The 12116-nt window shown below is 69.5% G+C and carries 12 protein-coding genes; 11 read left to right on the top strand and 1 reads right to left on the bottom strand.

Translation table 11 applies throughout. From position 1 onward, the window contains the following. Positions 1-2: 2 nt before the first annotated feature. From mnmA to AABA78_RS18050, 3 genes are all read left to right on the top strand, one after another. Positions 3-1049 (top strand): tRNA 2-thiouridine(34) synthase MnmA, encoded by a 1047-nt coding sequence (gene mnmA, locus AABA78_RS18060; RefSeq protein ID WP_338264257.1) that lies wholly within the window; start codon positions 3-5, stop codon positions 1047-1049. Positions 1050-1242: 193 nt separating this feature from the next. Further along, positions 1243-2169, top strand: coding sequence for an SPOR domain-containing protein (locus AABA78_RS18055; RefSeq protein ID WP_338264256.1), 927 nt, complete (start codon positions 1243-1245; stop codon positions 2167-2169). 30 nt (positions 2170-2199) lie between these two features. Continuing rightward, positions 2200-2562 carry a cupin domain-containing protein gene (locus AABA78_RS18050; RefSeq protein ID WP_014397344.1) on the top strand — a complete coding sequence of 121 codons (363 nt, stop codon included), beginning with the start codon at positions 2200-2202 and terminating at the stop codon, positions 2560-2562. A 60-nt stretch (positions 2563-2622) separates the two neighbouring features. Here AABA78_RS18050 and AABA78_RS18045 read toward each other — a convergent pair whose 3' ends face one another. Then, a complete protein-coding gene (locus AABA78_RS18045; RefSeq protein ID WP_338264255.1) occupies positions 2623-3225 on the bottom strand; it encodes a hypothetical protein in 603 nt (200 codons plus the stop codon). 92 nt (positions 3226-3317) lie between these two features. Between AABA78_RS18045 and AABA78_RS18040 the strand changes: the two genes are divergently transcribed. The 8 genes from AABA78_RS18040 (at position 3318) to carA (ending at position 12114) form a co-directional block, all read left to right on the top strand. Next, positions 3318-3500 carry a ribbon-helix-helix domain-containing protein gene (locus AABA78_RS18040; protein WP_014397342.1) on the top strand — a complete coding sequence of 61 codons (183 nt, stop codon included), beginning with the start codon at positions 3318-3320 and terminating at the stop codon, positions 3498-3500. 24 nt (positions 3501-3524) lie between these two features. After that, on the top strand, positions 3525-4484 hold the full coding sequence (locus AABA78_RS18035) for a UDP-glucuronic acid decarboxylase family protein (protein WP_338264305.1): 960 nt from the start codon (positions 3525-3527) through the stop codon (positions 4482-4484). A 70-nt stretch (positions 4485-4554) separates the two neighbouring features. After that, complete coding sequence (locus tag AABA78_RS18030) at positions 4555-5499, top strand: NAD-dependent epimerase/dehydratase family protein (RefSeq protein WP_338264254.1); 945 nt, start codon at positions 4555-4557, stop codon at positions 5497-5499. A gap of 155 nt (positions 5500-5654) precedes the next feature. Next, positions 5655-7466 carry a translation elongation factor 4 gene (gene lepA, locus AABA78_RS18025; RefSeq protein ID WP_171419861.1) on the top strand — a complete coding sequence of 604 codons (1812 nt, stop codon included), beginning with the start codon at positions 5655-5657 and terminating at the stop codon, positions 7464-7466. Positions 7467-7471: 5 nt separating this feature from the next. After that, on the top strand, positions 7472-8719 hold the full coding sequence (gene lepB / locus AABA78_RS18020) for a signal peptidase I (RefSeq protein ID WP_338264253.1): 1248 nt from the start codon (positions 7472-7474) through the stop codon (positions 8717-8719). Between the two features lie 76 nt (positions 8720-8795). After that, complete coding sequence (locus AABA78_RS18015; protein WP_338264252.1) at positions 8796-9689, top strand: aspartate carbamoyltransferase catalytic subunit; 894 nt, start codon at positions 8796-8798, stop codon at positions 9687-9689. Further along, complete coding sequence (locus AABA78_RS18010; RefSeq protein WP_338264251.1) at positions 9686-10987, top strand: dihydroorotase; 1302 nt, start codon at positions 9686-9688, stop codon at positions 10985-10987. Before AABA78_RS18015 ends, AABA78_RS18010 begins: the two co-directional genes overlap by 4 nt. Next, complete coding sequence (gene carA / locus AABA78_RS18005; RefSeq protein WP_338264250.1) at positions 10987-12114, top strand: glutamine-hydrolyzing carbamoyl-phosphate synthase small subunit; 1128 nt, start codon at positions 10987-10989, stop codon at positions 12112-12114. The genes AABA78_RS18010 and carA overlap by 1 nt, the downstream gene beginning before the upstream one ends. Positions 12115-12116 lie beyond the last annotated feature (2 nt).

Genomic DNA, 12116 nt, shown 5'->3' with positions numbered 1-12116 from the left:
CCATGCGAGTCGTCGTTGCCATGAGCGGTGGGGTGGATTCCTCGGCCGCCGCCGCCCTGCTCAAGGAGCAGGGCCACGAGGTCATCGGCATCACCCTGCGCGTCTGGTCCTACGAGGGCAACGCGAAGTGTGGCAGCTGCTGCAGTCCGGACGACATCGACGACGCCCGCGCGGTGGCCCAGACGCTGGGCATCCCGTTCTACGTGGCCAACGCCGAGGAGATCTTCCAGGACCGGGTCGTCAATCCGTTCGTCCAGTCGTACCTGGGCGGCAAGACGCCCATCCCGTGCGTGAGCTGCAACCGCGACGTGAAGTTCAACTTCCTCCTCAAGCGCGCGCGCGCCCTGGGCGCCCGGCTCGCCACCGGCCACTACGCCCAGGTGGAGGAGGTGGACGGCCGCTTCCACCTGCGCCGCGCCGTGGACGCCGCCAAGGACCAGAGCTACTTCCTCTTCACGCTGGGCCAGGAGGAGCTCAAGGACGTCCTCTTCCCGGTGGGCCACCTCACCAAGCCGGAGGTGCGCGCCGTCGCCGAGCGCCACCACCTGCCCACCACCCACAAGCCGGAGAGCATGGAGATCTGCTTCGTGCCCGACGGCGACTACGCCGGGTTCGTGGAGAAGGTCGCCGGGCCGCAGCCCTCCGGAGAGGTCGTGGATCCGGACGGCAAGGTGCTGGGCACGCACAACGGCATCCACCGCTTCACCGTGGGGCAGCGCAAGGGGCTCAACCTGGGCGGCGGCGAGGTGCGCTACGTGCAGCGCCTGGAGCCGGAGACGAACCGCGTCGTCGTGGGCCCCGCGGAGGGCACCGGCCGCGCGCAGTTCGGGCTGCTCCAGCCGCACTGGGTGGACGGGCCGCCCCCGCCGGAACAGGCCGTGGAGGTCCGCATCCGCCACCGCCACGCGGGCGCCCCGGGACGGATCCACATCTCGCAGCACGGGCTCGTGTCGGTGAAGCTGGATGAGCCCGCGCGCGCCGTCACGCCGGGCCAGGCCGCGGTGGTCTACGACCGGGATCGCGTGCTCGGCGGCGGGTGGATCGTCTGATCCCACCCGGCGCGTCGTGCGCCTGCACCGGAGCCGTCGCCAGCGCCGCCGGGGCCTGACTTTGGGCCTCGCGCGCGTCGCTCCAACGCGGCCTCCGTGAATTTGACCCGCCTGGGGGTGGGGCGTAGCTTGCGCGCACGCTGTCGCTACAGGCCGTTACACGGCCCGAGCGCGCAATGAGGTTTGCCCCGCCATGCGTGACGCCCACCGGATGAAGGAGAAGTTCGACGTCTCGTTGGACAACCGGCAGATCGTCAGCCTGTTGATCGCCGGCATCGTCGTGATGGGCGCCGTGTTCGTGCTGGGCGTGGTGGTGGGCAAGAAGCTCTCCGGCGACGCGCAGACGGCCGCCGCCCCGGACCTGCTCTCCGCGCTGGACGCCAACGCGCAGGTCCTCAACGACGCGCGCCAGGAGCCGCCGCTCACCTTCCCGGACGAGCTCACCCGCAAGACGGCCTCGGAGGCCCTGCCGCCGCTGCCCAAGGTCGCCGCGAAGCCGGAGGCCCCCAAGGTTGCCGCCGCGAAGCCCGAGGTGAAGCCGGAGCCCAAGCCCGCTGAGGCCCCCAAGGTCGCCGCGAAGCCCGCCGCCCCGGCCCCCACGCCGGACCCCGACACGGGCGAGCTGCCCGCGATGGACGCCGCGGAGGAGGACGCCATCGCCAACGGCAAGCTCGTCGCCAAGCCGGAGCCCGTGAAGCCGGAGCCGAAGCCCGCTGAGGACCCCAAGGTCGCCGCCGTGAAGCCGGAGCCGGTGAAGGGAAAGGTGGAGGAGACGCCGGTCGCCACCCGCACCGCCGCGCGCGACGGGGGCATGAAGGAGGCCATCGCCCGGGCCCAGGCGCTGCCCGCGGAGCCGCCGCGTCCCTCGGAGGCCGTGAAGGGTGGGGCGTTCACGCTCCAGCTCTCCGCCTTCCAGAGCCGCCAGGACGCCGACCGGTTCGCCGCGCGGTTGCGTGATAAGGGCTATGCCCCCTATATCCTGTCGGCGGAGGTGCCCGGAAAGGGCACCTGGTACCGCGTCCGGATGGGCAGCTTCGCCAGCAAGGAAGCCGCTGGCCGGTACCTGACGGACTTCAAGCGCGAGACCCAGCTCGACGCGTACGTGGCCGGCACGAACTAGCGCTGCTGGGCAAGGAAGAGACGAAGCAACATGACGACGACGAAGCGGGTGGAGAAGCCCTGGGGTCACGAGCTCATCTGGGCCCACACGGAGCGCTACGTGGGCAAGCTCCTGCACGTGAAGGCTGGCCACAAGCTGAGCCTCCAGTTCCACAACGTCAAGGACGAGACCATCCACGTCCAGAGCGGCAAGCTCCTCTTCGTCGTCGACGAGGGCCAGGGCCTCATCGAGAAGGAGATGAACCCCGGTGAGAGCTACCACATCAAGCCGCTGACCAAGCACCGCATGGTCGCCATCACCGACTGCGACATCCTCGAGGTCAGCACCCCCGAGCTGAACGACGTGGTGCGCCTGGAGGACTCCTACGGGCGCACGGGCACCAGCGCCCCGTAGCCTTCGCGGTACCGCCCGCCAGCGCGCCCACGCGGTGCGCGCTGGCCCGGGCCCCCGGCATCACTCCTTGGACTTCGCCGCCGCCGGGTTCGGGTTGCGCGTCCACTGGTCCACGGTGCCGTCGCCGTCCAGGTCCTCGCCAATGCGATCCACCTGGCCGTTCTCCCAGTACTCCCAGTAGTCCACCCGGCCGTCGTGGTTCGCGTCGCGCTCCTTCCGCACGAGCGTGTCGTTCTCGTAGTAGAGCCACGAGTCCGCGCGGCCATCGCCGTCCAGGTCGCGCTCGCCCTTCGTGCGCTTGCCTTCGGCGTAGTGGTACGTCGCGTCCACCTTGCCGTCGTAGTCCAGGTCCATCACCTCGCGGACCTTCGCGCCCTGCGGATCCAGGTACTGGGTGACGTCCACGCGGCCGTCCCAGTTCAGGTCCAGCCCCTTGCGCACGAGCACGTCCTTCACCCGGTACTCCCAGACGTCCGTGCGGCCATCGCCGTTGGCGTCCAGCTCCGTGACCGTCTCCCCGGGCGCCTGCTTGCCCCGGATGGACTCCGCCTCCGGCCGCTTGCGCGCTGCGTCAGGGGTCTCCGCCGGCTTCTGGGAGGCACAACCGGAGAGCGTGGCTGCCGCGAGGAAGCCCAGGAAAATCAGACGGTTGCCAGAAGCCAAGGTGCCTCCCAAGCAGGTGGGGCGCCATGTTCGCGCCGCTTCCACTCCGTGCTTCGCAGGCCACGTCATTCCATATATTTTCACGTATCGCCATGGCCCGAAAGAAAGTCAGCACCACCATCTACATCACTCCGGAGCAGAACGAACTGCTCAAGGCGCTGAACCAGAAGACGAAGGTGCCCGTGGCCGAATACATCCGGCAGGGCATCGACCTGGTGCTGGAGAAGTACAAGGCGCAGCTGCCGGGCCAGGCAACCTTCGACGAACTCTCCTGACGAACGAGGCGTGACGTGACGAGCATGCGTGGCAAGCGGGCGGTGGTGCTGGGTGGGGCCGGATTCGTGGGCTCGCACCTGTGTGAGCGGCTGCTGGATGACGGCGCGGAGTCCGTCCTCGCGGTGGACAACCTCATCACCGGGAACGAAGCGAACGTGCGCACGCTCAAGCCGCGCGCGGGCTTCCAGTTCGTGAAGCAGGACATCACGGAGGGGCTGGAGGTGGACGGGCCGGTGGACTTCGTCCTCAACCTGGCCTCGCCCGCGTCGCCCATCGACTACGCGAACCTCCCCATCGAAACGCTGCGCGTGGGCTCCATCGGCACGGAGAACGCGCTGAAGCTCGCGGAGAAGAAGAAGGCCGTGTTCCTCATGGCCTCCACGTCGGAAGTGTACGGAGACCCGCTCGTGCACCCCCAGAAGGAGGATTACTGGGGCAACGTGAATCCCATCGGGCCGCGCTCCGTGTACGACGAGGCCAAGCGCTACTCGGAGGCCATCAGCGCGGCCTACGAGCGCAGCCGCGGCGTGAACGTCCGCATCGTGCGCATCTTCAACACCTACGGCCCGCGCATGCGCCTCAACGACGGCCGCGTGGTGCCGGCCTTCGTCGGGCAGATCCTCCGGGGCGAGGACTTCAGCGTCTTTGGCGACGGCAGCCAGACGCGCTCGTTCTGCTACGTGAAGGACCTGGTGGACGGCCTGGTGCGGCTCATCCTGTCGGACGTCCGGGGCCCGGTGAACATCGGCAACCCGCGCGAGATGACCATCAAGCAGTTCGCGGAGGCCGTGCGCGCGGCGGCGGGGGGAGGTGGGCAGATCGTCTACCACCCCCTCCCCAAGGATGATCCGAAGCAGCGTCAGCCGGACATCACCCGCGCGCGCACGCTGCTGGGGTGGGAGCCCAAGGTCGCGCTGGAAGATGGTCTGCGGGACACCATCGCCTACTTCCGAGAGGTTGCCGGTCGCCCCTCTGGAGCATAGGTTGGCCGCGCGCGAGTGAACGCGAGGCAGACGGCCCGGCCCCCTGGCGGCCGGGCCTGGGGAGAATGGCGTGAAAGTCCTGGTAACGGGCGGCGCGGGCTTCATTGGCTCGCACGTGTGCGATGAGTTCCTGCGCAATGGCCACGAGGTCATCGCGCTGGACAACCTGTCGAGCGGCAAGAAGGAGAACCTGGATCCGCGCGTGCGGCTGGCCGTGCACGACATCCGGAGCCCCGAGGCCGCGGAGCTCATTCGCACCGAGAAGCCCCAGGTGCTCTGTCACCTGGCCGCCCAGATGGACGTGCGCCGCAGCGTGGAGGACCCGGGCTTCGACGCGGACGTGAACATCCGCGGCATGACGAACCTGCTGGAGGCCGCGCGGCAGTCCGGCGTGAAGAAGGTCATCTTCAGCTCCACCGGCGGCGCCATCTACGGCGAGCAGGACTACTTCCCCGCGCGCGAGGACCACCCCACGCGGCCGGTGTCGCCCTACGGCGTCTCCAAGGCGGCGGGCGAGCTGTACCTGGGCTACTACCGCGCGCAGTACGGCCTGCCGTACGTGGCCCTGCGGTACGCCAACGTGTACGGCCCCCGTCAGAACCCGCACGGCGAGGCGGGCGTGGTGGCCATCTTCTGCCAGCGCACCATCGCGGGGCAGGGCTGCACCATCTTCGGCGAGGGCAAGCAGACGCGTGACTTCGTCTTCGGTCCGGACGTGGCCCGCGCCAACTACCTGGCCTTCCAGAGCGACTACGTGGGCGCCGCGAACATCGGCACCGGCGTGGAGACGGACATCAACCGGCTCTACGAGCTCATCGCGGAGGCCGGCGGCAGCTCGCTGAAGGCCGCGCACGCGCCGGGCAAGCCGGGCGAGCAGCTGCGCTCCTGCATCGACGCGTCCCACGCGAAGAAGGTGCTGGGCTGGGAGCCGTCCGTGCAGCTGGCGGAGGGCCTGCGCCGCACGGTGCAGTTCTTCCGTGACCAGGCCGCCGGGCCCGTCCGCGCCCGGGGCTAGGCCCCTTCACGGCCCCTCCCCCTGGCATCCGGGCCAGGGGGAATGCGGGGCGTCAGGCGGGTGGAGTGCCCGGCGGGCAGGTGTGCGCCGGTCGTGGATTTTCGGGCGGTTCGGTGTTACCTACGCCCGCTTCGCGACCGACGAGCGCCCTGAACATGCCGGCTGAAAACGCGCACATCCGCAACTTCTGCATCATCGCCCACATCGACCATGGAAAGTCGACGCTGGCCGACCGCCTCCTGGAGAAGACAGGCACGCTGACCAAGCGTGAGGCGCAGGCCCAGTTCCTCGACAACATGGACATCGAGCGAGAGCGGGGCATCACCATCAAGGCCCAGTCCGTGCGGATGACGTACACCGCGAAGGACGGCCAGAACTACGTCCTCAACCTCATCGACACACCGGGGCACGTGGACTTCGCCTACGAAGTCAGCCGCAGCCTCGCCGCGTGCGAGGGGGCGCTGCTCGTGGTGGACGCCACCCAGGGCGTGGAGGCGCAGACGCTCGCCAACGTCTACATGGCGTTGGATCACGACCTGGAGATCATCCCGGTCATCAACAAGATCGACCTGCCCAGCGCGGACGTGGAGCGCACGCGCGGGGAGATTGAGGACGTCATCGGCATCGACGCGTCCGTCGCGGTGCCGGCCTCCGCGAAGGAGGGCATCGGCATCCACGACATCCTGGAGTCGGTGGTCAAGCGCGTGCCGCCGCCGTCGGGTTCGCCGTCCGCGCCGCTCAAGGCCCTCATCTTCGACTCCTGGTACGACAACTACCGGGGCGTGGTGACGCTGGTGCGCGTGCTGGAAGGCACGCTGAAGCTCAAGCAGAAGATCAAGATGTTCAGCAACAACAAGGTCTTCGAGGTGCAGGAGCTGGGCGTGTTCAGCCCGTTCTCGCGCCCGGTGACGCAGCTCATGGCGGGCGAGGTGGGTGTCCTCGTCGCGAACGTGAAGGAGCTGCAGGACGCGAAGGTCGGCGACACCGTGACGGAGGAGGCGCGGCCCACCGAGCAGCCCTTCCCGGGCTTCAAAGAAGTCAAGCCGATGGTGTTCTCCGGCATCTTCCCGGTGGACTCGTCCGACTACGAGAACCTGCGCGACGCGCTGGCGAAGCTGACGCTGAACGACTCCGCCTTCACCTACGAGCCGGAGTCGTCCACGGCGCTGGGGTTCGGCTTCCGCTGCGGCTACCTGGGCCTGCTCCACATGGAGATCGTCCAGGAGCGCCTGGAGCGCGAGTACAACCTCAACCTCATCACCACGGCGCCGTCGGTGGTCTACCGCATCACCACCACCAAGGATGAGGTGCTGTTGGTGGACAACCCGGCGAAGCTGCCGCCCACCCAGAACATCACCAAGTTCGAGGAGCCCATCCTCACCTGTCACATCCACGTGCCCAACGAGCACCTGGGCGCCATCCTGAAGCTGTGCCAGGACCGGCGTGGCGTGCAGAAGGACATGAAGTACCTGGGCTCCAGCGGCACCCGCGTGCAGGTCACGTACGAGATGCCCATGGCGGAGGTCGTGTTCGACTTCTTCGACCGGCTCAAGAGCGTGTCGCGTGGCTACGCGAGCCTGGACTACGAGCTGTCCGCCTACGCGGAAGCGGACCTGGCCAAGCTGGACATCCTCATCAACGGGGAGCCGGTGGACGCGCTGTCCGTCATCGTGCACCGCGAGCGCGCGTACCTGCGCGGCCGCGAGGTCTGCGAGAAGCTCAAGGAAGTGATTCCCAAGCAGATGTACGAGGTGGCCATCCAGGCCGCCATCGGCGCGAAGATCATCTCCCGCGAGACGATCTCCGCCATGCGCAAGAACGTCCTTGCCAAGTGCTACGGCGGCGACATCAGCCGCAAGCGCAAGCTCCTGGAGAAGCAGAAGGAGGGCAAGAAGCGCATGAAGCAGGTGGGCACGGTGGAGATTCCGCAGGAAGCCTTCCTCGCGGTCCTCAAGACGGAGCAGTAAGCCCTATGAGCACGGCCAGTCCTTCCGCGAAGCTGGGAGCGGCCATGGCCGCGCGCCGCACCCCGGAGCAGCTCAAGGCCCGCCGCCAGCTGATGTGGCGCGAGCTGTTCACCAGCCTCTGGGCCCCGCTGTGCGGCGTGGGCCTGGCCTTCATCCCGTACCTCATCCTCATCGAGTCGGCGCCCGGCACCGCGTCCTGGGCCCAGCCCCTGATGAAGGGCTTCGGCCTGCTGATGGTGCTGGCCTTCGTGGGCCTGCTGGTGTGGCGCAACGCCTCCAAGAAGGAGTCGCAGCTGCGCACGCTGCGCCACGAGGCGCGCGAGCTCATCGCCGAGGACGAGCGCATCCTGTCGCGCGTGGGGACGAAGGTGTCCCCGGCCGCGGCGGACCGCATCACCGAGCAGGCCCTGCGCGTGGAGTCCGCCTCCGTGGCGGGCAACGTGGAGCAGCTGCGCACGGAGACGAAGGCGCTGGAGACGCTGACCCAGGAGCACCTGGGCGCGTACCGCAAGCAGTCCGTGTGGGACTTCGTGGGCGGCTTCGGCAAGGCGCTGCTGATCGCCCTGGTCATCCGCACGGTGCTGGTGGAGCCGTACCGCATCCCGTCCGGCTCCATGCTGCCCACGCTGCAGATTGGCGACCAGGTCTTCGTGAACAAGTTCATCTACGGGGTGCGCATCCCGTTCATGAACGTGGTGCCGTTCCGCATCGTGCGGGCGCCGCAGCGCGGGGACGTCATCGTCTTCAACAACCCCGTGGACGAGTCCAAGGACTTCATCAAGCGCGTCATCGGCATCCCCGGCGACACGGTGGAGATCGTCGACGGCGTGGTGCGCATCAACGGCGAGCCGCAGCCGCGCACGCTGGTGACGCCGGACTACGTGGTGCACAACCAGGACGACACCACGGGCCGCTGGTTCGACCAGGAAGAGGTCCTCTACCGCGAGGACCTGGGCGGCGTGGTGCACTCGACGCTCCAGCACCCCATGCGCCTGCCGGGCCGCGAGCACGAGGGCCCCTACACGGTGCCCGCGGACAGCGTCTTCGTGATGGGCGACAACCGGGACAACAGCGCGGACAGCCGCTACAACCTGGGCGGCCCGGGCGGCGCGGAGGTCGCCTACGTGCCGTACGGCCACATCAAGGGCAAGGCCATGGTCGTCTGGCTGTCGCTCGGGTGGGGCGGCCTGCTGGGCAACCTGTTTGGCGGCACCGGCCTCCGGGTCGACCGCTTCTTTGAACCGGTACGCTGACGGACGCTGGCCGGGCCGCCACCACGCGCCGTGCTTGACGCAACGTGCGGCGCGCGGTACGCGGCGGCCCCGGCCCATGAGACATCTTCTCGGAATCGCAGGCTGGCGGCGGGATGAGCTGGAAGCCCTGCTCGACCGCGCCCAGGCGCACCTGCCCGGCGGACCGGATGCCTCGCACGTGCTGCGCGGCCGCGTCGTGGCGAACCTCTTCTTCGAGGACTCCACCCGGACGCGCTCCTCCTTCGAGGTGGCCGCGCGGAAGCTGGGTGCGGACGTCCTCAACTGGAGCCACGCGGGCTCCTCCGTGTCCAAGGGGGAGACGCTCCTGGACACCGCGCGCAACATCGAGGCCATGGGGCCGGCGGTCATCGTCATCCGCCACCGCTCCTCCGGCGCGCCGCACCTGGTGGCCCGGCACGTGAAGTGCGCGGTGGTCAACGCGGGCGACGGCGCGCACGAGCACCCGTCCCAGGCCCTGCTGGACGCCTTCACGCTGCGGCAGCGCTGGGGCCGGCTGGACGGGCGCACGGTGCTGATCGTCGGTGACGTGCTGCACAGCCGCGTGGCGCGCTCCAACCTCGTGTGCCTGAAGGCCCTGGGGGCCCGGGTCGTGCTCTGCGGGCCGCCCACCCTCCTGCCGCCAGGGCTGGAGGAGATGGGCGGAGAGGTGACGCACCAGCTGGACGCCGTGCTGCCCCAGGCGGACGCGGTGATGTGTCTGAGGCTGCAGACGGAGCGCATGGCGGAAGCCTTCCTGCCGTCCCAGCGGGAGTACTCGCGGCTGTTCGGCCTGACGCCCGCCCGCGCGGAGCGGATGAAGCCGGACGCGCCCGTGCTGCACCCGGGCCCCATCAACCGCGGCGTGGAGCTGTCGCCGGTGGTGGCGGACGGGCCCCGCAGCGTCATCCTGGAACAGGTGGCCAACGGCGTCGCGGTGCGCCGGGCCATCCTGGAGGCGTGCGCATCATGACCTCAGTGCTCTTCCAGCGGGCGCGCGTCATCGACCCGCGCAATGGCGTGGACGGCGTGCGCGACGTGCTGGTGACGGACGGCCGGGTGGCGCAGGTGTCGGAAGCCGCGCTGCCCGCGCCCCAGGACGCGCGCGTGGTGGACGCCACGGGCAGGTGGCTGGTGCCGGGCTTCATCGACCTCCACGTGCACCTGCGCGAGCCGGGAGAAGAGGGCAAGGAGACGGTCCTCACCGGCTGCCGCTCGGCGGTGGCGGGCGGCTTCACCGGCGTCGTGGCCATGCCCAACACCAAGGTGGTGAACGACAGCGCGCTCGTCACGGAGCTGGTGCTGTCGCGCGCGCGGGACGCGGACCTGTGCCATGTGTACCCGGCGGGCGCCATCAGCAAGGGGCTCAAGGGCGAGGAGCTGTCGGAGGCGGGCGAGCTCATCGCCGCCGGCTGCGTGGCCCTCACGGACGACGGCCGCCCGGTGATGAACGCGGGCCTGATGCGCCGGGTGCTCCAGTACGCCACGCAGTTCGACGTGCCGGTGATGGTCCACGAGGAGGACCTCACGCTGTCCGCCGGCGGCGCCATGCACGAGGGCGCCACGTCCACGCGGCTGGGGCTGCGCGGGATTCCGTCCTCCGCGGAGGTGGCCATGGTGGCGCGCGACCTGGTGCTCCTGGAGGAGACGAAGGGGCGCCTGCACGTGGCGCACGTGTCCTGCGAGGGCAGCGTGCGGCTCATCCGCGAGGCCAAGAAGCGCGGCCTGCGCGTCACCTGCGAGGTGGCGCCGCACCACTTCACCCTGGATGACCGGGCGGTGGGGGACTACGACACCCACGCGAAGATGGCGCCGCCCCTGCGCAGCGACGTGGACGTGAAGGCGCTGCGCGAGGCGCTGGTGGACGGCACGGTGGACGCCATCGCCACGGACCACGCGCCGCACGGCGTGTCCGACAAGCTGGTGGAGTTCGAGAAGGGCATCAACGGCATCGTCGGGCTGGAGACGGCCCTGGGGCTTACCCTGGCGCTGGTGCACGAGGGCGTGCTCACCCCGCGCCGGGCGGTGGAGCTGCTGTCGGACGGGCCCGCGAGGGTATTCAGCCTGCCGGGCGGTCACCTGGCGCCTGGTGCCCCGGCGGACATCACGCTCGTGTCGCCTTTGGAGGAGTGGACGGTGGATGCCCACCGGTTCTATTCCCGCAGTCGCAACACGCCCTTCCACGGGCGCACGCTGAAGGGTCGCGTGACGCAGACGTGGGTGGGCGGCCGGTGTGTGTTCGAGGACGGTCAGCTCAAGGAGTCGCGGTGATGACGAAGCGGGCGGTGCTCGCACTGGCGGATGGCACCACCTTCGAAGGACGCGCCTTTGGCGCTTCCGGCGAGACGGTGGGTGAGGTGGTCTTCAACACGTCCATGTACGGCTACCAGGAGATCCTCACGGATCCCTCGTACGTGGGGCAGATCGTCACCATGACGTACCCGGAGATGGGCAACATCGGGGCGAACGCGGGCGACGAGGAGGCGGGACTTCCGCACGCGGTGGGCATGGTGGTCCGCTCGCTGACGAAGACGCCCTCCAACTGGCGCTCGCAGGAGACGCTGGACGCGTACCTCGCGCGCCACGGGCGCGTGGGCATTGAAGGCGTGGACACCCGCCGGCTGGTGCGCCACCTGCGCACGCACGGCGCCCAGACGGGCATCATCTCCACGGAGAACGTGTCCGCCGCCGCGCTGTCCGAGCGCGCGCGCGCCGCCGTGAGCATGGAGGGGCTGGACCTGGCCACGGGCGTATCCTGCAAGGAGCCCTACCTCTTCACCACGCCCACGCCGGACGTGTTCCTGGCCACGGGCGACAAGCAGCCGGAGCCGGAGCTCAAGTACGACGTGGTGGCGTACGACTACGGCCTCAAGCGCTCCATGCTCCAGTACCTGGTGGACGTGGGCTGCCGCGTGACGGTGGTGCCGTCGCACTTCACGGCGGAGCAGGTGCTGGCGAAGAAGCCGCACGGCGTCTTCCTGGCCAACGGCCCGGGCGACCCGGCCGCGGTGAAGGGCGCGGACCGCACGGTGGCGGCGCTCTTGGGCAAGGTGCCGGTGTTCGGCATCTGCCTGGGGCATCAGATCATGGCCCTGGCGCTGGGCGGCCGGACGTACAAGATGAAGTTCGGCCACCGCGGCGGCAACCAGCCCGTGAAGGACCTCACCACGGGCAAGGTGGAGATCACCGCGCAGAACCACGGCTTCGCGGTGGACGACGCCAGCCTCAAGGGCAAGGCCGTCGTCACGCACATCAACCTGAACGACGGCACGGTGGAGGGCCTGGCCGTACCGGACGCGCGGGCCTTCAGCGTGCAGTACCACCCCGAGGCTTCGCCCGGCCCTCACGACGCGCGCTACCTGTTCAGCCGCTTCGCGACGCTGATGGCGGGTTCGTAGGA

It is taken from the genome of Corallococcus caeni, from assembly GCF_036245865.1.
Lineage (GTDB): Bacteria > Myxococcota > Myxococcia > Myxococcales > Myxococcaceae > Corallococcus > Corallococcus caeni.
The sequence above is the reverse complement of the archived record's forward strand: the minus strand, read 5'-3'. Positions and strand labels throughout refer to the sequence as shown.